At 73.3% G+C, this 18,518-nt stretch carries 18 protein-coding genes; 12 read left to right on the forward strand and 6 right to left on the reverse strand.

Features of this window, described 5'->3' with window-relative positions:
- Positions 1-2: 2 nt before the first annotated feature.
- A complete protein-coding gene (locus ACUY4T_RS12690) occupies positions 3-938 on the reverse strand; it encodes a LysR family transcriptional regulator (RefSeq protein ID WP_446019325.1) in 936 nt (311 codons plus the stop codon).
- Between the two features lie 128 nt (positions 939-1,066).
- Between ACUY4T_RS12690 and ACUY4T_RS12695 the strand changes: the two genes are divergently transcribed.
- From ACUY4T_RS12695 to ACUY4T_RS12705, 3 genes are all read left to right on the forward strand, one after another.
- Positions 1,067-2,431: an MFS transporter gene (locus ACUY4T_RS12695; protein WP_446019326.1), complete on the forward strand. Its 1,365-nt coding sequence runs from the start codon at positions 1,067-1,069 to the stop codon at positions 2,429-2,431.
- Between the two features lie 129 nt (positions 2,432-2,560).
- A complete protein-coding gene (locus ACUY4T_RS12700) occupies positions 2,561-4,276 on the forward strand; it encodes an NAD(P)/FAD-dependent oxidoreductase (protein ID WP_446019327.1) in 1,716 nt (571 codons plus the stop codon).
- Positions 4,273-5,676, forward strand: coding sequence for an adenylate/guanylate cyclase domain-containing protein (locus ACUY4T_RS12705; RefSeq protein ID WP_446019328.1), 1,404 nt, complete (start codon positions 4,273-4,275; stop codon positions 5,674-5,676). The genes ACUY4T_RS12700 and ACUY4T_RS12705 overlap by 4 nt, the downstream gene beginning before the upstream one ends.
- A gap of 25 nt (positions 5,677-5,701) precedes the next feature.
- Here ACUY4T_RS12705 and ACUY4T_RS12710 read toward each other — a convergent pair whose 3' ends face one another.
- Positions 5,702-6,607: an iron-sulfur binding domain-containing protein gene (locus ACUY4T_RS12710; protein ID WP_446019329.1), complete on the reverse strand. Its 906-nt coding sequence runs from the start codon at positions 6,605-6,607 to the stop codon at positions 5,702-5,704.
- A gap of 4 nt (positions 6,608-6,611) precedes the next feature.
- Positions 6,612-7,622, reverse strand: a complete 1,011-nt coding sequence (locus ACUY4T_RS12715) for a ketopantoate reductase family protein (protein ID WP_446019330.1) — start codon at positions 7,620-7,622, stop codon at positions 6,612-6,614.
- A gap of 55 nt (positions 7,623-7,677) precedes the next feature.
- Here ACUY4T_RS12715 and truB point away from each other — a divergent pair, with 55 nt between their 5' ends.
- Genes truB through ACUY4T_RS12735 form a run of 4 tightly spaced genes read left to right on the forward strand, consistent with a single transcriptional unit; the run spans position 7,678 to position 10,395 of the window.
- Positions 7,678-8,574 carry a tRNA pseudouridine(55) synthase TruB gene (gene truB / locus ACUY4T_RS12720; RefSeq protein ID WP_446019331.1) on the forward strand — a complete coding sequence of 299 codons (897 nt, stop codon included), beginning with the start codon at positions 7,678-7,680 and terminating at the stop codon, positions 8,572-8,574.
- Positions 8,571-8,939, forward strand: a complete 369-nt coding sequence (locus ACUY4T_RS12725) for a hypothetical protein (RefSeq protein ID WP_446019332.1) — start codon at positions 8,571-8,573, stop codon at positions 8,937-8,939. The genes truB and ACUY4T_RS12725 overlap by 4 nt, the downstream gene beginning before the upstream one ends.
- Before the next feature lie 26 nt (positions 8,940-8,965).
- The gene (locus tag ACUY4T_RS12730; protein WP_446019333.1) at positions 8,966-9,469 is read left to right on the forward strand and encodes a hypothetical protein; all 504 of its coding nucleotides are present in this window, start codon (positions 8,966-8,968) and stop codon (positions 9,467-9,469) included.
- Positions 9,466-10,395, forward strand: a complete 930-nt coding sequence (locus ACUY4T_RS12735) for a bifunctional riboflavin kinase/FAD synthetase (protein WP_446019334.1) — start codon at positions 9,466-9,468, stop codon at positions 10,393-10,395. The genes ACUY4T_RS12730 and ACUY4T_RS12735 overlap by 4 nt, the downstream gene beginning before the upstream one ends.
- 19 nt (positions 10,396-10,414) lie before the next feature.
- On the opposite strand, the gene ACUY4T_RS12740 is transcribed toward ACUY4T_RS12735, so the two are convergent.
- Both ACUY4T_RS12740 and ACUY4T_RS12745 read right to left on the reverse strand, forming a co-directional pair.
- Entirely contained in the window at positions 10,415-11,098 is a 684-nt protein-coding gene (locus tag ACUY4T_RS12740) for a hypothetical protein (protein ID WP_446019335.1), read from the reverse strand.
- A gap of 85 nt (positions 11,099-11,183) precedes the next feature.
- Positions 11,184-12,647: a DHA2 family efflux MFS transporter permease subunit gene (locus ACUY4T_RS12745; RefSeq protein ID WP_446019336.1), complete on the reverse strand. Its 1,464-nt coding sequence runs from the start codon at positions 12,645-12,647 to the stop codon at positions 11,184-11,186.
- A gap of 76 nt (positions 12,648-12,723) precedes the next feature.
- On the opposite strand from ACUY4T_RS12745, the gene ACUY4T_RS12750 reads away from it, so the two are divergent.
- Positions 12,724-13,311 carry a TetR/AcrR family transcriptional regulator gene (locus ACUY4T_RS12750; RefSeq protein ID WP_446019337.1) on the forward strand — a complete coding sequence of 196 codons (588 nt, stop codon included), beginning with the start codon at positions 12,724-12,726 and terminating at the stop codon, positions 13,309-13,311.
- 18 nt (positions 13,312-13,329) lie between these two features.
- Here ACUY4T_RS12750 and ACUY4T_RS12755 read toward each other — a convergent pair whose 3' ends face one another.
- Positions 13,330-13,917 (reverse strand): GNAT family N-acetyltransferase, encoded by a 588-nt coding sequence (locus ACUY4T_RS12755; protein ID WP_446019338.1) that lies wholly within the window; start codon positions 13,915-13,917, stop codon positions 13,330-13,332.
- Positions 13,918-14,033: 116 nt separating this feature from the next.
- Between ACUY4T_RS12755 and ACUY4T_RS12760 the strand changes: the two genes are divergently transcribed.
- The 4 genes from ACUY4T_RS12760 to ACUY4T_RS12775 are packed head-to-tail and all read left to right on the forward strand — an operon-like array spanning position 14,034 to position 18,458.
- Positions 14,034-14,978 (forward strand): sugar-binding transcriptional regulator, encoded by a 945-nt coding sequence (locus ACUY4T_RS12760; RefSeq protein WP_446019339.1) that lies wholly within the window; start codon positions 14,034-14,036, stop codon positions 14,976-14,978.
- Positions 14,979-15,019: 41 nt separating this feature from the next.
- Complete coding sequence (gene deoC / locus ACUY4T_RS12765; RefSeq protein ID WP_446019340.1) at positions 15,020-16,027, forward strand: deoxyribose-phosphate aldolase; 1,008 nt, start codon at positions 15,020-15,022, stop codon at positions 16,025-16,027.
- 17 nt (positions 16,028-16,044) lie between these two features.
- Entirely contained in the window at positions 16,045-17,601 is a 1,557-nt protein-coding gene (locus ACUY4T_RS12770) for an aldehyde dehydrogenase family protein (RefSeq protein ID WP_446019341.1), read from the forward strand.
- Positions 17,598-18,458 (forward strand): aldehyde dehydrogenase family protein, encoded by an 861-nt coding sequence (locus ACUY4T_RS12775; protein ID WP_446019342.1) that lies wholly within the window; start codon positions 17,598-17,600, stop codon positions 18,456-18,458. Before ACUY4T_RS12770 ends, ACUY4T_RS12775 begins: the two co-directional genes overlap by 4 nt.
- Positions 18,459-18,518: the final 60 nt, after the last annotated feature.

Raw genomic sequence — 18,518 nt, forward strand, 5'->3', positions numbered from 1 at the left:
ATTCAGCTCTCCGCACCGGTCGAGGCCGCCGTGCGCCCGAGGAGGGCGTCGGCGGCCTCCGCCATCCGGGCTCGGAGCGCCGCGATGAACGCGAGCGCGGTCGGCTGGCGCAGGGCCTCGGGCCGGCACACGAGCCAGTACGGCAGGCGCTCCTCGACCCGGTCCGGGAACAGCCGCACGAGGTCGTCGTGCGCATCCGCGAGGAACGCGGGAAGCAGCCCGAAGCCGGCGCCCGCGCGCGTGGCATCGACGTGCACGTACACGTTGGTGCTGGAGACCGCGTCGACCATGCCGCGCGTCGAACGCCGCGCCTCGTCGAGGGCGTCGACCTGCAGCATCGATTCGATGAAGTACACGAGCGGCTCGCCGACGAGTTCGGCGGGACTCCCGGGGACGCCGCGTCGCGCCAGGAACGACCGGCTCGCGTACAGGCCGAGCACGTAGTCGCCGAGGTGGATGGCCTCCGCACGCTGCACGTGGGGTCGGCCGACGACGACCTCGAGGTCGACGCCCACGCGCTGCTGGGCGGCGCGGCGCTGCGCCGTGACGACCTCCAGCGAGACATCCGGATGCCGCTCGCGGAGCGCCGCCATCGCCGGTGCGGCGATGAACCCGCTGAACCCGTCGGTCGCCGACAGGCGCACGATGCCGGCGAGCGCGGGGGCGCCGTCGGGGGAGAGGCGCCGCATCGCGCGTTCGACGTCCTCGGCCGCCGCGATCGCGTGATCCCCGAGGGGTGTGAGCACCCATCCCGCCGCGCCGCGGGCGAGCACCCGCCCGCCGAGCGCCTGCTCGAGCGCCTCGATGCGCCGGGCGATCGTGGTGTGGTTCAGCCCGAGCCGATCGGCGGCGCCCGTGTAGCGCCCCTCGCGGGCGACCGCGAGCAGGACGATGAGGTCGTCTGCGCTCGGTGCGCGGCGTGGAGGCGTGGGCGGCACGATCTGCAGTTTCGCACATCTTGGTCGCAGATCTCGGCATTGGAATGCAGAACACTGCACGACAAACTCGGGCGTTGACGCGAGCGCGTCCGACGTCCCCACGTCGATTCCATGCAAAGGAGCATCGAATGACCCAGGCACCCGACCGGGTGACGACCGAAGCCGCCCCCACCTCCGGGCTCCGCCGCGTCGTCACCGCCTCGATGGCCGGCACCGTCGTCGAGTGGTACGAGTTCTTCCTCTACGCCTCGGCCGCGACCCTCGTGTTCGGCACGGTCTTCTTCCCGCCGTCCGACGACCCGTACGCCGGCATCATCGCCGCGTTCCTCACCTACGCGGTCGGCTTCATCGCCCGGCCGCTCGGCGGGATCGTCTTCGGGCACCTCGGCGACAAGTACGGCCGCAAGACGCTGCTGCAGTTCAGCATCATCCTGATCGGCGTCGCGACCTTCCTCATCGGCTGCCTGCCGACCTATGCGCAGATCGGACTCGCCGCACCGGCGCTGCTGGTCCTGCTCCGGTTCCTCCAGGGCTTCGCGCTCGGCGGCGAATGGGGCGGCGCCGTCCTCCTCGTGGCCGAGCACAGCCCGTCGGAGCGCCGCGGATTCTGGGCGAGCTGGCCGCAGGCCGCCGTGCCGGTCGGCAACCTGCTCGCGACCCTCGTGCTCTTCGTGCTGAGCTCGACGCTCTCCGACGAGGCGTTCCTCGGCTGGGGCTGGCGCGTCGCGTTCTGGCTCTCCGCCGTGATCGTGCTCATCGGCTGGTACATCCGCACCAAGGTCACCGACGCGCCGATCTTCCTCGAGATGCAGGCCGAGCGCGAGGAAGCCAAGGCCACCAGCTACGGCGTGCTCGAGGTCATCAAGCGCTACCCCCGCGGCGTCCTCACCGCGATGGGCCTGCGCGTCGCGGAGAACATCCTCTACTACGTCGTCGTCACGTTCTCGATCGTCTACCTCACGCAGGTCGTGAAGGAGGGCACCGCGAACACGCTGCTCATCCTGGTCGCCGCGCACGTCGTGCACTTCGTGGCGATCCCGATCGCGGGCAACCTCTCCGACCGCTTCGGCCGGAAGCCCGTGTACGCGGCAGGCGCCGTCCTCGGCGCGACCTGGGGGTTCTTCGCCTTCCCGCTGATGAACACCGGGAACCCGGTCATCATCTGGGCCGCCATCGCCCTCGGCCTCGTGTTCCACGCGCTCATGTACGCGGCGCAGCCGGCGATCATGGCCGAGATGTTCCCGACCCGCATGCGCTACTCGGGGGTCTCGCTCGGCTACCAGGTCACCTCGATCTTCGCGGGTTCGCTCGCCCCGATCATCGCCACGGCCCTCCTCGGGCAGTACGGGTCGAGCGTGCCGATCGCGATCTACGTCGCGGTCGCATGCGCGATCACGCTCGTGGCGGTCGTCGCGGCCCGCGAGACGCGCGGCCTCGACCTCCGCGAGCTCGACCGGGCCGATCGGGAGAAGGTGCTCGCCGGATCCGACTGACGGTCCCCGGCGACTTGGCGGACGGATGCCGCGCGCCGGCCCCGCGGCATCCGTCCGACCCTGTCGCGCCCCGGCGGCGCGGCGGTACACTGCCTCCGTTCGCTGCCCGGTGCAGTCGAGGGAGGGCGCATGCCGGTCGTCGCACCACCCGTCATCCTCGTGGTCGCCCGCGACCCGGACGTCCGCTCGGCGATCGTCGCCGAACTCGCGCGCAGGTACGGCTCGGATTACCGCATCGACGAGGTCCCCGACGAGCACGCCGCGGCCGACCGGATGCGGGCGCTGGCCGACGAGGCCGGGCAGCTCGCACTCGTCCTGGCCGACCGCGCGGGCGACGTGGGCGGGCGCAGCGTCTTCGCGGTCGCGCGTTCGTGGTTCCCCGACGTGCGGCGCGGCCGGCTCATCGAATGGGGACAGTGGGGTGATCCGGGAGTGCGGGAGGAGATCCTCGCGCTCATGGCGGCGGGCGAGCTCGAGTACTACGTGATCCGGCCCTGGCACTCGCCCGACGAGTACTTCCACCGCACCATCACCGAGTTCCTGCTCGAATGGGAGCGTTCGATCGGCGTGCGGCCGCGCGAGGTCACCGTGATCGGCCGTTCCGGGCTCGCGCGGACCCATGAGCTGCGGAGCCTGCTCGCGCGCGGCGGCGTGCCGCACGACTGGCTGGAACCGACGGACCCGCGGGCGGGGGAACGGCTCGAGCGCGCGGGCATCCGGGAGGTGCCCGAGGTGCCGGTCGTGGTGATGCTCGACGGCCGGGCGCTCGTCGATCCGGGCAACGCCGAGCTCGCCGCCGCCTACGGGCTCGACACGTCGGTGGATGCGGACGGCACGGCCGACCTCGTCGTGGTCGGCGCCGGCCCTGCGGGCCTCGCCGCCGCGGTCTACGCCGCGTCGGAGGGGCTGGACGTGCTCGTGGTGGAACGCGAGTCGATCGGCGGCCAGGCGGGCTCCAGCTCGCTGATCCGGAACTACCTCGGGTTCTCGCGCGGCATCTCCGGGTCGGAGCTCGCGCAGCGCGCCTACCAGCAGGCATGGGTGTTCGGTGCGCGGTTCGCGCACGCGCGCGAGGTCGTCGGACTCGAACGCGAGGGCGACGGGTTCACGGTGCGCATCGCGCCCGACCTCTCCGTGCGATGCCGCAGCGTCGTGCTCGCGACGGGCGTGTCGTACCGGCGGCTCGGCGTGCCCGAGCTCGAGGGGTTCGAGGGAGCCGGCGTGTTCTACGGCGCATCCGCGATCGAGGCGCAGGGCATGGCCGGCAAGCGGGTGTTCGTGGTGGGCGGGGGCAACTCCGCGGGTCAGGCGGCGCTGCACCTGGCCCGCTACGCGGAATCCGTCACGCTGCTCGTGCGGGGCACCTCGCTCGCAGCCAGCATGTCGCAGTACCTCATCGACCAGCTCGCCGCGCAGGGGGTGGCGGTGCGTTCGCGCGTCGAGGTCGTCGGTGGCGGCGGCGAGGGCGCCCTCGAGCGCGTCGTCCTGCGCGACCGCGACACCGGCGACACGACCGAGGAGGCGTGCGGCGGCCTGTTCGTGCTCATCGGGGCCGCACCGCGCACCGGGTGGCTGCCGCCCGACGTGCTGCGCGATCGCTGGGGCTACGTGCTCACGGGCGCCGACGTCATCGAGGAGGGCGGCCGGCGCGCCTGGCCGCTCGAACGCGAGCCCGCCCCCCACGAGACGAGCCTGCCGGGGGTGTTCGCCGTCGGCGACGCGCGGCGCGGATCGGTCAAGCGCGTCGCCTCCGCGGTCGGTGAGGGGTCGGTCGTGGTGTCGTCCGTGCACAGCCATCTCGCCACTGCCGCGGAGGCCGGCCGGGAGGGGGACGCGCCGCGATGACGCGCATCGCGCCGGGCATCGGGCCGGTGGCGCCGCCGCCGTCGCCGGCTCGCGTCGCGCTCGTCGTCGCGATCCTCGCCGTGCCGTTGCTCGGGCTCTGGCTGCTCGTCGCGCGGCCGGCCCTCGACCTCGAGTGGGAGCACCAGCCCGCGCACTTCTGGATCGTCCTCGCGGCCGGGGCGATCAACGCGGCACTCGCGTGGGCGGTCGGGTCGGCGGCGCGGCTGCGGCGCGACGCGCGCCTCGTCCTGGTGTCGCTCTCCTTCTTCGCCGCGGCGGGGTTCCTGGCGCTGCACGCGCTCGCCACTCCGGGCGTGCTGCTCGAGGGGTCGAACACGGGCTTCGCCCTCGCGACCCCCGTCGGGCTCACGGTCGCCGCGGCGTTCGCGGCGTGGTCGAGCTTCGACCTCGACGGAGCGCGCGGCTCGCGAGTCGTCCGGCTCGCGCCGTGGCTCGTGGGCGGGCTCGTCGCGCTCATGCTCGCCTGGGCCGCCGTGTCGCTCCTGCGTCTCGGCCCGCTCGACGACGCGGCGCCTCCCGAGCGGATGACGGTGCCCTTCACCGTGCTCGCGGCGGCCGGGCTCGCGGGGTACGGCGTCGCGGTCGTCCGCTACCTGCGGATGCCGCGGCATGCCGCCTCGCCGCTGCCGCTCGCGTTCGCGGCGGCGTTCACGCTGCTCGCCGAGGCGGAGGTCGCGGTCGTGCTGGGCCGCAACTGGCACCTGTCCTGGTGGGAATGGCACGTGCTGATGCTCGCCGCCTTCGTCATCATCGCGGTGGCGGCCCAGCGGTCGTGGCGGGAGGAGCGCTGGGCCGGCCTCTACACGCGGGACACCGCGGCGGGCGAACGCGACGTCTCGGTGCTGTTCGCCGACCTCGCCGGCTTCACGCGCTTCTCGGAGTCGCACTACCCCGCCGAGGTCACGGCCATGCTGAACACCTACTTCACCGACGCGATCCCGCCGCTCGTCGAGCGGTTCGGCGGTCGGGTCGACCGGCTGATCGGCGATGCCGTGATGGCGGTGTTCGAGACGGATGCCGCGTCCGGCGCGTCGCATGCGCACCGCGCCGCCAGCGCCGCCCTCGCCCTGCAGCAGGCCACCGGCGCGGTCGCCGCCGAGCATCCCGACTGGCCGCGCTTCCGGGTCGGCGTGAACTCGGGGACCGCGAACGTCGGGATCCTCGGCACCGGCGGCGGACGCACCTACACGGTCATCGGCGACACCGTGAACGTGGCGTCGCGCATCGAGCATCGCGCCCCCGTCGGAGGCGTCGCGATCGCCGAGGCGACCCGCACGCGCCTCGGTGCCGCGGCGGTGACGGAGCCGCTGGGGGCGCTGCGGGTCGACGGGCGCGAGGCCGCGGTCGAGGCGCACCTGCTCGTGGCGCTCACCGGCTGAGCGGCCGCGTTCCGGCGTCGCGCCCTCAGGCGTGCGGCAGCGCGTACCCGTCGCGGGAGTCGACCGCGAGTCCGTCGGCGACGAGCCCGTCGAGCGCACGACGGAACCGGTCGGGATCCTCCGGCAGCACCGTCGCCAACTCGCGCGCGGGCACCGGCCGATGCGCCGCGCGCAGCTCGCGCATCACGAGGCCCCGCGCCTCGCGGTCGCTGCCCGCGAACCGAGCCTGCCGGGCACGGCGCGGGCCGTCGTACGCCGGGTAGCCGGCCGCGCGCCAGGCGCACGCACGGGCGATGGGGCATTCCTCGCATCGCGGTGCACGGGCCGTGCAGACAGTCGCGCCGAGCTCCATCGCGCCGGCGTTGAAGCGGCGGGCCGCTTCGCGATCGGCGGGCAGCAGGCGCGCCATGGCGGCGAGGTCGCGGCCGGTGGCGGGCGGTCCCGCCTCGGCGAGTCCGTCGACGGCGCGGGCGATCACCCGACGCGTGTTCGTGTCGACCACCGGATGCCGCTCGCCGAACGCGAACGCCGCGATCGCCCGCGCCGTGTAGGGACCGACGCCCTGGAGCGCGAGCAGCGCGTCGAGGTCGCGCGGCACCTCGCCGCCGTGCCGCTCCACGATCTCGGTCGCCGCGCGATGCAGCCACAGCGCGCGTCGCGGGTAGCCCAGCCGGTCCCAGGCGCGGACCGCCTCGGCCGGGGGCTCCGCAGCGAGGTCCGCGGGCGTCGGCCATCGTTCGATCCACTCCTGCCAACGGGGCTGCACGCGCGAGACCTGCGTCTGCTGCAGCATGAACTCGCTCACGAGCACCGCCCACGGCGACACGTCGGCGGCACGCCACGGCAGCGGCCGCGCGGCCTCGGCGAACCAGTCGATCACGGCCGGTGCGAGGTCGGTGCCGTGGTCGGCGGACGGGTCGGGCTGCGTCATCCGCTCAACCCGAACGCAGCGGCCCGGCGAGGATCGCGGTCACGCGCTCGTCCGGAAGCGGCGCGCCGGTGCGCTCCACCTCGTGCACGAGCGCCACGAGCGCCCGGTTCACGGGCGCGTCCGTTCCCGCAGCCTCGGCCTCGCGGACCACGGCGCCGTTGAGGAAGTCGACCTCGGTCGACTGGCCGCGTCGCAGGCTCTGCTGCGTCGACCCGAGGTTGGGCACGTTCCCCATCCGCACCCGCATCGACCAGGGGAGCACCTGCCCGATCCGGAGCGGCAGGCGGGCGAAGAGGCGCAGCCGCCGGTCGCCGAGGCCCTGCAGCGAGCCGAAGCGGATGCCGCGGGCCGCGCCCACGCGGACCGTCTCGCGCATCGACGCCGCCACCACCAGGCGCAGGGCCGGATCGTCCACGACCTCCTGCACGCTGCGACCGACGATCGCCGGCACCGCGTTCAGCATGTTGACGACGAGCTTCGTCCACTGCGCGCCGCGGAAGTTCGCGATCGCGACCATCGGCGCGGCCTCCGAGAGCACGGCTGCGACGTGGCGGACCTCGTCGTCGGGCTCGCCGGAGCCGCGACCCACGTAGCTCGCGGCGGTCGTGGTCACCCGCACCGCGCCGGGCTCGGTGTAGTTCGCGGCGATGATCGACAGCATCCCGAGGCACGACGAACGCGGCAGCATCCGCTCGGCCGTCGCGACGCCCTCGAGGCCGTTCTGCACCACCACGACGGTGACCCCGTCGACGAGGTCGGCGTTGGCCGCGAGCGCCGATTCGGCGTCCTGCGCCTTCGTGCACACCAGGACGAGGTCGGGGCGTACCGACAGCCGCTCCCCGGCTGCCGGGTGCACGTGCGCGTCGCCGTACCCGCCCGACAGCCGGATGCCTCCCGAACGGATCGCCTCGAGCCCCGCGCCGCGGGCGGTCACCTCCACGTCGTGGCCCGCCCGCGCCAGCAGTGCCGCGAAGGTCCCGCCGAGCGCGCCGGCGCCGATGATGCCGATCCTCACCGGTCCAGCGTAGGACGCGCGGAGGCGGCATCCGCGCGCTGTTAGCCTGTACGGCGTGAACAGCGGCATCCTCCTCGTCGACAAGCCGCAGGGGATGACCAGCCACGACGTCGTCGCCCGCATCCGCCGTCTCGCGGGAACGCGCAAGGTCGGGCACGCCGGCACCCTCGATCCCATGGCGACCGGGCTGCTCGTCATCGGCGTCGACTCCGCGACGCGCCTCCTGCACCACCTCGTCGGCCTCGACAAGGAGTACGTCGCGACCGTGCGGCTCGGGTGGGGCACGACGACCGACGACGCCGAGGGCGAGTCGCTGCCCGCGTCGTCCGCCGAGGCCGTCTCCGCGATCACGCGCGACGCCGTCGCCCGGCGGATGGGCGAGCTCACGGGCGTGATCGAGCAGGTGCCGAGCGCGGTGAGCGCCGTGAAGGTCGACGGCAAGCGGGCGTACCAGCGCGTGCGCGACGGCGAGCAGGTGGAGCTGAAGGCGCGCACGGTCACCGTCTCGGCGTTCGACCTGCTCGACCTGCGCCAGGGCGACGGATGGCTCGACCTCGACGTGCGCGTCGCCTGCTCGTCGGGCACGTACGTGCGGGCCCTCGCACGCGACCTGGGTGCCGCGCTCGGCGTCGGCGGGCACCTCACCGCCCTGCGCCGCACCCGCATCGGGCGTTTCGACGTGGCCGAGGCGGGCGAGCTCGACGGCTTCGACGTCGCCGCGCGGCGGCTCACCTCCGCGGATGCCGCCCGGCGGGTCCTCCCCGTCGTCGTCGTCGACGCCGACGCCACCCGAGACCTCCGTCACGGGAAGCGCATCGCCGCACCCGACGACGTCCCCGGGTCGGGGCCCCTGGCCGCGGTCGGGCCGGGCGACGTCCTCGTCGCGATCGTCGAGCGTCGCGGACCCCAGCTGAAGGTCGTGACCGGGTTCCCCGCCGAGGAGGGCGCATGATCGAGTGGTTCGCCTACGTCCAGGTCGCCGTGGCGGTGATCGGCGGATCGCTGTGCGTGGTGCTCGGACTCGCGAAGCGCGTGCCGAACGACCTCGTCCTCGGCGCGCTCGCGGTCGTCGAGGTCCTCCTGGTGGCCCAGGTGGTCGTCGCGATCGTCGCACCGGCGGTCGGCAACCCGCCGACGGGGAGCCTGCTCGAGTTCTGGGTCTACCTCGTCAGCGCCCTGCTGCTCCCGCCCGCCGCGGCGCTCTGGGCCCTGCTCGACCGCACCAGGTGGGCCACGGTGGTCTGCGGGGTGGCCGCGCTCGCCGTGGCCGTCATGGTGTACCGGATGCTGCAGATCTGGACGGTGCAGCAGGCCTGATGTTCCGTCTGGGAGAATCGACGCACATGAGCGACGCACGCACCGAACCCGAGCCCGCCGCGACGCCGGGCCGCCTGAGCGGCATCGGCCGCGTCCTCGTGGCGGTGTACGCGGTGCTCGCGCTCGCCGCGACAGGGCGCAGCTTCGTGCAGATCGTCCAGCGGTTCGACGAGGCGCCGCTCGCCTATTCGCTCTCGGCGCTCGCCGCCGTCGTGTACATCGTGGCGACGGTGGCGCTGCTGCGACGGGGCCGCGGCTGGTACCGGGTCGCGTGGGGGACCATCGTGTTCGAGTTCGCCGGGGTCGTGATCGTGGGCGCGCTGAGCGTGATGCGTCCCGACCTGTTCCCGGCCGACACCGTGTGGTCGTGGTTCGGGCGAGGCTACCTGTTCATCCCGCTGGTGCTGCCGCTGCTCGGGATGTGGTGGCTCGCCACGCATCCGCCGGAGGTCGGTGCGGAGCCCGCCGGCCGTGCGACCTCGGCTGACGCGCGTGCCGCCGAGGCCCCGGGCGGGGAGGACCGCTCGTGAGGACCTTCGACGGCCTCGGCGCCGTTCCGCCCGGATTCGGGCCGTCGGCGGTGACCATCGGCAAGTTCGACGGCGTGCACCAGGGCCATCGCGCGGTCATCGCCGCGCTCCGGGCGATCGCCGAGGAGCGGGGCCTTGCCGCCGTGGCGATCACCTTCGACCGGCACCCGGCGGCGTTCCACGCCCCGGACCGCTGCCCTCCGCAGCTGATCAGCACGCGTCAGAAGCTGGAGCTGCTCGCCACGACCGGCCTGGACGCCACGGTGCTGCTGCACTACGACGCCGCGCTCGCCGCGCACACCGCCGACGCGTTCGCGCGGCGCTACCTCGCGGACGCCCTGCAGGCTCGCGTGCTGCTCGTCGGGCACGACTTCCGGTACGGCGCCGGCAACGAGGGGGACGTCGACCTCCTCCGGCGGCAGGGCGGGGAGCTCGGCTTCGAGGTGGTGGTCGTCGACGACGTGGTGCCCGAGGGCGGTCGACGGGTGTCGTCGACGTGGATCCGCGAACTGCTCGAGGCCGGCGAGGTCGAGCACGCGGCCGAGCTGCTCGGGCACGTGCCGACCGTGAGCGGCCTGGTGGTGCACGGGTTCAAGCGCGGCCGCGAGCTCGGATACCCGACCGCGAACCTCGCACCCGACGCGGAGGGGTTCATCCCGGGCGACGGCGTGTACGCCGGCTGGCTCATCGACGGGGGCGTGCGGTATCCGGCGGCCATCTCCGTCGGCAACAACCCGACGTTCGAGGGCGTCGCGCAGCGGCAGGTCGAGGCCTACGTGCTCGACCGCGACCTCGACCTGTACGACCACGTGATCGGCATCGAGTTCGCCCACCGCGTCCGCGGGATGGAGAAGTTCGACGGCATCGACGCGCTGATCGCCCAGATGGGGCGCGACGTGGAGCGCGTGCGCGAGCTCGTGGCCTGATCCCGGAGGGCGCAGGGGCCTAGGCCCCGCGCCCCGCGCCGGGCGCCTCGTCGTCCCGGGGCGGGTGCGGCGCGACGTCGCCGATGCCGAGGAGGAACCGCAGCAGCCCCGCCGCGGTGTCGACCAGCGGCGTGCCGTGGCCGAACTCCCACCCGGCATCCGTCGCCCGCAGGCGGTGGCCGGAGATCACCGCGCGGATCTCGGTCGGCGCGGCGGCCGCGCGGCGCAGCGCCACCGCGCCCGACGCGCGCGCCGAGATCGGCACGGCGACGTTGATCGCGTCGCCGATGAGCAGGGCGGCGACGACGGCGTCGTCGAGCTCGGCGATCGCGGTCGGCTTCGGGCGCTCGCGGATGACGTCGGCCCGTGCCGCGATCGCGGCCGCGCCCTCCTCGGGGCCGCCCAGGCGGGCGAGCTCGGCGAGCCGCCGCGCCTCGCCGCCCCGCGCGATCCGTCCGGCCGCGTCGAGCGCGCGTCGGGTGCGCGTGCGGCCGAAGTCCGCGACGAGCTCGGACGCCACATCGGCGACGCTCCAGCCGGGGCGCGCGGTGGGGGAGGCCCAGGCGTCGTCGTCGCACGCGCCGAGGACGGCGGACAGTGCCGTGAGCACCTCGGTCGTCTCGGCGCGACGGTCGGCGGTCACGCCGGACTCGTCGACGTCGGGGCGCCGGCTGAGCGGGAGGTAGCGCGAGAGGTCGGCCACGCGACCAGCCTAGACTCGCCCGCGCCGGATGCCGCGTCGGGCGTCGGGGCGGGGCTGCCGTTCGAGCGCCTCGCCCCGACGCCGATCATGCAGCTGCGCCGGCGCCGACCGGAGCCGGCTGCCCGGCCGTGGATGCCCGGCCGTCGGCTGCCGGCGCGTTCGCCTCGCCCTCGCGCATCGCGCGCCCGTCGGGCAGGAGGAAGGCGAGCATGAACGCGGCAGCGAGCACGGCGGCGCCCGTCGCGATGGCCGGGACGGCCGCGTCGACGTAGTCGACGGGGGTGAGTCGACCGCCCGCGCCGGTGAAGACCGCCGTGAGGACGGCGATGCCGAGCGCCCCGCCCACCTCGCGCAGGGTCGAGTTGGTGCCGGTGGCCTTCGCGTGGTGCCGTTCCGGCATGCGCGCGAGGACCGCGGTCGCCATCGGGGCGAACACCAGGCCCATGCCGATGCCGGCGAGCACGAACGGCGGGATCAGCGAACCGTACGCGACGTCGGCGGACAGGATCGCCGCCATCCAGAACAGGGCGGCGGACTGTGCTCCGAGGCCGACGACCATGAGGGCCCGCGTGCCGACCCGGGGTGCGATGAATCCCGCGATCGGCGCGGCGACCATCGGTGCGATGGTCCACGGCGTGGTCATCAGCCCCGCTTCGAGGGGGGTGCGGCCCTGGACCACCTGCAGGAACTGCACGAGCAGGAAGATGGAGCCGAACATCCCGAAGCTGAAGGTCAGGCCGACGGCGTTCGCGACGCTGAAGCTGCGGTCGCGGAAGAGCGACAGCGGCAGCACCGGCGAGGGCGTCCGCGCCTCCCACGCCGTGAATGCGACGAGCAGGACCGCGCCGACGCCGAGGGAGGCGACGACCTCGGCGCTCGTCCAACCCGCCTCGTTGCCGCGCACGATCCCGAAGACGAGGCCGAGCACGCCGAGGCCGGCGAGCGCGACGCCCGGGAGGTCGAGTGGTCGGCGCTCGCCGCGAGCGTCGCGCAGGACGGTGAGGGCGAGGGGGATCGCGACCAGGCCGATCGGGACGTTGATCCAGAAGATCGACTGCCAGTTCCAGCCCTCGATGATCAGTCCGCCGACGAGCGGGCCGAGCGCCACGCCGAGCCCGGAGACGCCGCCCCAGATGCCGATCGCGGCCGGCCGGAGCCTCGTCGGCACCGCGCCGGCGAGGAGCGTCAGGGAGAGCGGCATGATCGCCGCGGCACCGAGCCCCTGGACGGCGCGCGCGCCGATGACCATCCACGGCTCCGTGCTGAGTGCCGTGAGGATGCTCGCGACGCTGAACACCGCGATGCCCGCGACGAAGACCGTGCGACGTCCGACGCGGTCGCCGAGCGCCGCCGTCGGCAGGATGAAGGTCGCGAACGCCAGCGTGAACGCGTTGAGGAACCACTGCAGTTCCTCGATGGTCGCACCGAGGTCGACGGCCATGACGGGCAGCGCGTTGGTGATGACGAGGTTGTCGAGGGTCGCCATGAACATCGGAAGCGACGTGGCGACGAGGACGAGCCAGACGGGGGCCCTTCGGACGGTTGACATGGGATCTCCTGCTCGGACATGAAGTAATCGAATGATTACAAGAGCAATGTAGTAATCGACTGATAACATGTCAAGCATGGCCACCCGAACCGAGCGCATTCCCGCCGAGCAGCGGCGCGAGCAGATCCTGGACGCCGCGATCGCCGTGTTCGGCGAGCACGGGTACGCCGGAGCGACGACCGACCGGGTGGCGCGCGCCGCCGGGATCAGCCAGCCCTACGTGGTCCGGCTCTTCGGCACCAAGGAGCAGCTCTTCATCGCCACGCTGCGGCACACGCTCGATCGACTGCTCGCGACCTTCCGGGCTGCGCTGGCCGACGACGACGGATCGAGCGCCGAGCATCGGCTCGGCGAGGCCTACCTCCGCCTCGTCGAGGACCGCGGCCTCCTGCTCACGCTCCTGCACGGGTACCTGATGGGCGGCGACCCCGCGATCGGCCCGGTCGCGCGCGACGGGTTCCTCCAGGTGTTCAGGCTGCTCCGGGACGAGGCCCGGTTCGCGCCCGACCAGATCCACCGGTTCCTGGCCGACGGGATGCTCATCAACACGCTGCTCGCCACCGGCATCGGCCTGGACGCCGCGAGCGATGGAGACGCCGCCGACCTCATGGCGTGCACCTTCGGCGATCGAGTCGGCGAGGTGCTGGCGCGCGCCTCCGCGTGACCGTCCGAGGTCGGCCGATCAGGCGGTCGTCCCGGGTCGCCACAGCATGACGACGTCGTGGTCGGAGCGGCGCAGCTCGGTGAAGCCCTTGCGCGAGTAGAGGTGCCGCGCGCGATTGCCCGTCTCGACGCTCAGGCTCACGCCGGGCAGGCCCCGGTCGGCGGCGCGTTCGAGCACCGCGTCGACCAGGCGGCCGCCGAGGCCCGCGCCGCGTTCGTCGGAGCGGACCCAGATCGAGAACTCGGGAACGTCGTCGGACACGTAGCCGTACCCCGGATCGTCCGCCGTGAGCCCCACGAGCCACGCCACCCCGATCGGATCCCGACCGCGCATGGCCACGATGCCGAGGTCGTCCCCGGCGGGGAACCCCGTGAAGTAGTGGGAGAAGCGCCGCTCCGACATCACGTCGCCCATCGTGAAGCGCTCGCTCACCCAGTTGACGTTCTCCAGGGTCGCGCGTGCGAGCAGTGCCCGGTCCTCCGGGCCCGCATCACGCAGGCTCACGGCCCCGCGGGTCCCCGACGAGCGCCCGCCGGCGCCGGTCGCCCCTGCGGCCCCGAGCGGCGCTCCGTCGGCTGCGGTCTCGGGGGAGTCGGGGCTGTGCATCGGACCAGCATAGGGGCGCGCCACTCGACACGACCTGCTCATATGAGCAGGATGGCCCGCGCTTGTTGCCGCGCGCGCGGTGCGGCCGTACGCTGGAGGGCGGCGGAAGGAGACGAATGGACGAGACCGACGAACTCCTCTCGATCCGTGCGGCCGAGCTCTACTACGAAGAGAACAAGACCCAGGACGAGATCGGCCAGGCCCTCCGGCTCACGCGCTGGAAGGTCGGGCGCCTGCTCGCCCAGGCCAAGCAGCGGGGATTCATCCGCATCGAGATCCTGCATCCCCGCGCCCGGCGCCTGCCGATCGAACGACGGCTGCGCGAGGAACGCGGCCTCGACGACGCGATCGTGGTCTCGTCGGCCGGTGTGAACTCGCCCGACGAGCTGCAGGCGCGCACCGCCCAGGCGGCCGCCGACTACCTCACCGCGCTCCGCCCCGTCCCGCGCACCCTCGGCGTCAGCTGGGGGCGCACGCTGTTCGAGATCTCCCAGCACCTCCGCAACGGGTGGGCGACGGGCGTGAACGTCGTGCAGATCAACGGGGGCGTCAGCCTCAACCGACGCGCGGGCACGGCTGCGGCCACCGCCGTGGCGATCGCGCAGAAGGGCGGCGGGAACGCCACGCTCCTGCCGAGCCCGGCCATCCTCGAGCACCTCGCGACCAAGCAGGCCATCGAGTCCGACCGGGTCGTGGCCGGAGTCATCGATCTCGCGCGCTCGGCCGACGCGTACCTCTTCAGCGCCGGCCCGGCCGACCACACCTCGGTCCACATCGAGAGCGGCTACCTCACGGGTCCCGACGTCGACCTCCTCGTGCAGAAGGGCGCCGTCGGCGATGTCGTGGGGCGCTACATCGACGCCGACGGCAACATCGTCGACCCCGCGCTCGACGCGCGCACGGTCGGGCTGACGCTCGAGGAGCTCCGTGAGGGACGCCTCCGCATCGCCGTGATCGCCGGCCGGTCCAAGCACCCCGTCGCCGACGCGGTCGTCCGGTCGGGCCTCTGCTCGGTCCTCGTCACCGACGAGGCGACCGCGCTCCACCTCCTCGACGGATGAGCCGCGCAGCGGCATCCGTCACGACTGAAAGCCAGGAACACATGTCAGGCACCTCACTGGTCACCGCCCGGGAGCGCGCGCTCGCCGTGCTCGGCGGCGAGCCCGACGACGCGACCCTCCGTCGGTACCTCCACGGCATCCCCGGGGTCGACGCGGTCGGCCTCGAGCAACGCGCCGCGGCCCTCGGCACCCGTTCGATCAAGACGAGCTCCAAGAAGTGGGCCCTCGACAAGATCATCTCGCTCATCGACCTCACCACGCTCGAGGGCGCCGACACCCCCGGCAAGGTGCGCTCGCTCGTGGCGAAGGCCATGGTGCCCGACCCGACGGATCCGACGACGCCGCGCGTCGCCGCCGTCTGCGTCTACGGCGACATGGTCCCGCACGCGACCGAGGCGCTCGGGTCCCTGCACGGCGACCCCGACGACGGCCGCATCGCGGTCGCCGCGGTCGCCACCGCCTTCCCGTCGGGCCGCTCGTCGCTCGAGATCAAGCTCGCCGACACCGCCGAGGCGGTCGCCAACGGCGCCGACGAGATCGACATGGTCATCGACCGCGGGGCGTTCCTCGCCGGCCGGTACGGGCTCGTCTTCGACCAGATCGCCGCGGTGAAGGAGGCGTGCCGTCGCCCCGACGGCACGAGCGCGTCGCTCAAGGTGATCCTCGAGACCGGCGAGCTCGTGACCTACGACAACGTCCGCCGCGCCTCGTGGCTCTCGATCCTGGCCGGCGGCGACTTCATCAAGACCTCCACCGGTAAGGTGCAGCCGGCCGCGACCCTGCCGGTCACGCTCCTGATGCTCGAGGTCGTGCGCGACTGGCACCGGATGACGGGCCAGCGCATCGGCGTGAAGCCCGCGGGCGGCATCCGCGCGTCGAAGGACGCGATCAAGTACCTCGTCACCGTCGCCGAGACGGTGGGCGAGGAATGGCTGCAGCCGCACCTGTTCCGGTTCGGCGCGTCGAGCCTCCTGAACGACGTGCTCCTGCAGCGCCAGAAGATGACGACCGGCCACTACTCCGGCCCCGACTACGTCACGATCGACTGAGACGAGAACACCGCATCATGAGCTTCCTCGAATACGCACCCGCCCCCGAGTCGCGGGCGATCCTGTCGCTCCGCGACAGCTACGGCCTCTTCATCGACGGCGAGTTCGTCGACGGCCGCGGCACCCCGTTCACGACGTCGTCGCCCGCGACGGAGGAGCGCATCGCGACCATCGCGAACGCGAACGCCGCCGACGTCGACGCCGCGGTCGCCGCCGCGCGCCGCGCCTACGACCGCACCTGGTCGCGCATGTCGGGCCGCGATCGCGGCAAGTACCTCTTCCGGATCGCGCGCCTCGTCCAGGAGCGCGCCCGAGAGCTGGCCGTGGCCGAGTCGCTCGACAACGGCAAGCCGATCAAGGAATCGCGCGACGTCGACGTGCCGCTGGTCGCCGCCTGGTTCTTCTACTACGCCGGCTGGGCCGACAAGCTCGACCACGCGGGCCTCGGGGCGAACCCCCGCGCGCTCGGCGTCGCCGCGCAGGTCATCCCGTGGAACTTCCCGCTGCTGATGCTGGCCTGGAAGATCGCCCCGGCGCTCGCCGCGGGCAACACGGTGGTGCTGAAGCCCGCCGAGACGACCCCGCTCACGGCACTGCTGTTCGCCGAGATCGTCCAGCAGGCGGACCTCCCGCCCGGCGTGGTGAACATCGTCACGGGCGCCGGCGACACCGGTGCGGCGCTCGTCGCGCACGACGGCGTCGACAAGGTCGCCTTCACGGGCTCGACCGCGGTGGGCCGCGCGATCGCCAAGCAGGTGGCCGGCACGAGCAAGAAGGTCACGCTCGAGCTCGGCGGCAAGGCCGCCAACATCGTCTTCGACGACGCGCCGATCGACCAGGCGGTCGAGGGCATCGTCAACGGCATCTTCTTCAACCAGGGTCACGTGTGCTGCGCCGGCAGCCGCCTGCTCGTGCAGGAGTCGATCCACGACGAGGTCGTGGATCGCCTGAAGGACCGCCTGTCGACGCTGCGCCTCGGCGACCCGCTCGACAAGAACACCGACATCGGTGCGATCAACTCGGCCGAGCAGCTCGAGCGCATCAACGAGCTGTCCCAGGCCGGCGTCGACGAGGGCGCCGACCGCTGGAGCGCGCCGTGCGAGATCCCCGAGAACGGGTTCTGGTACGCGCCGACGATCTTCACCAACGTGCAGACCTCGAACCGGATCGCCCGCGAGGAGATCTTCGGCCCGGTGCTCTCGGTGCTCACCTTCCGCACGCCGCAGGAGGCCATCGCCAAGGCGAACAACACGCCCTACGGGCTGTCGGCCGGGATCTGGACCGACAAGGGCAGCCGCATCCTCGCGGTCGCCGACCAGCTCCGCGCCGGCGTGATCTGGGCCAACACGTTCAACCGCTTCGACCCGGCGAGCCCCTTCGGCGGGTACAAGGAGTCCGGCTACGGCCGCGAGGGCGGCCGTCACGGTCTCGGCGCCTACCTCGCTCCCGCGACGACGGCCACGGCCGGCCGCGCTGCGCCGCGGGCCGTCGAAGCCGCCGCACAGGCGGAGGAGAAGCCCGCCCGTCGCACCCGCCGAACGACCAAGCCCGCGAAGAAGGGAGCCGCGAAGTGAGCCGCCTCGCCGTGCCCAAGACCTACAAGCTGTTCATCGGCGGGGCGTTCCCCCGCAGCGAGTCGGGCCGCACCTACGAGGTGCGGAGCGCCGACGGCGCCTTCCTCGCCAACGCGGCGAAGGCGTCCCGCAAGGACGCCCGCGACGCGGTCGTCGCCGCGCGCGGCGCCGTGGGCGGGTGGGCGGGAGCCACCGCCTACAACCGCGGCCAGGTGCTCTACCGCATCGCCGAGCTCCTCGAGGGGCGGCGGGCGCAGTTCATCGCCGAGATCGAGGAGGCCGAGGGGGCGACCCGCGCCCAGGCGGCCGCCCAGGTCGACGAGGCCATCGACCGCTGGGTCTGGTATGCCGGCTGGGCCGACAAGTTCGCCCAGGTCGCGGGCAACGCCAACCCCGTCGCCGGACCGTACTTCAACATCTCGGTGCCCGAGCCGACCGGCGTCGTGGCGATCGTCGCCCCGCAGGACTCGTCGCTCGTCGGCCTCGTCTCCGCGGTGGCGCCGGCGCTCGTCGCGGGCAACGCGGTCGTGGTCGTGGCGAGCGAGGCCTACCCGCTCTCGGCCATCTCGCTCGCCGAGGTGCTGGCCACGAGCGACGTGCCGAAGGGTGTGGTGAACGTGCTCACCGGTTCCCCCGCCGAGATCGCGCCCTGGCTCGCGAGCCACGCCGACGTGAACGCGATCGACCTGGTCGGCGCCGGCGAGCTCGACTGGATCGACCTCGAGATCGCGGCGGCCGACACGCTGAAGCGCGTGCTCCGCCCCGAGGGCGGAGTGGATGCCGCGGCGCCCGCGCTCGACCGGATCGCCGCGTTCACCGAGACGAAGACGGTGTGGCACACCAAGAGCCTGCGCTGAGCGCTCGTTCGGAGGATTCACAGCCATGGCCCGGCCCCACCCGCATCGCGCGGGCTAGGG

The organism is Agromyces arachidis, from assembly GCF_052805135.1.

Coding starts and splice junctions, on each gene's coding strand:
- ACUY4T_RS12750 (WP_446019337.1), top strand. CDS start 12,724: ATGGCCACCCGAACCGAGCGCATTCCCGCCGAGCAGCGGCGCGAGCAG.
- ACUY4T_RS12730 (WP_446019333.1), top strand. CDS start 8,966: ATGAGCGACGCACGCACCGAACCCGAGCCCGCCGCGACGCCGGGCCGC.
- ACUY4T_RS12725 (WP_446019332.1), top strand. CDS start 8,571: ATGATCGAGTGGTTCGCCTACGTCCAGGTCGCCGTGGCGGTGATCGGC.
- ACUY4T_RS12710 (WP_446019329.1), bottom strand. CDS start 6,607: ATGACGCAGCCCGACCCGTCCGCCGACCACGGCACCGACCTCGCACCG.
- ACUY4T_RS12770 (WP_446019341.1), top strand. CDS start 16,045: ATGAGCTTCCTCGAATACGCACCCGCCCCCGAGTCGCGGGCGATCCTG.
- ACUY4T_RS12745 (WP_446019336.1), bottom strand. CDS start 12,647: ATGTCAACCGTCCGAAGGGCCCCCGTCTGGCTCGTCCTCGTCGCCACG.
- ACUY4T_RS12760 (WP_446019339.1), top strand. CDS start 14,034: ATGGACGAGACCGACGAACTCCTCTCGATCCGTGCGGCCGAGCTCTAC.
- ACUY4T_RS12695 (WP_446019326.1), top strand. CDS start 1,067: ATGACCCAGGCACCCGACCGGGTGACGACCGAAGCCGCCCCCACCTCC.
- ACUY4T_RS12755 (WP_446019338.1), bottom strand. CDS start 13,917: ATGCACAGCCCCGACTCCCCCGAGACCGCAGCCGACGGAGCGCCGCTC.
- ACUY4T_RS12700 (WP_446019327.1), top strand. CDS start 2,561: ATGCCGGTCGTCGCACCACCCGTCATCCTCGTGGTCGCCCGCGACCCG.
- ACUY4T_RS12705 (WP_446019328.1), top strand. CDS start 4,273: ATGACGCGCATCGCGCCGGGCATCGGGCCGGTGGCGCCGCCGCCGTCG.
- deoC (WP_446019340.1), top strand. CDS start 15,020: ATGTCAGGCACCTCACTGGTCACCGCCCGGGAGCGCGCGCTCGCCGTG.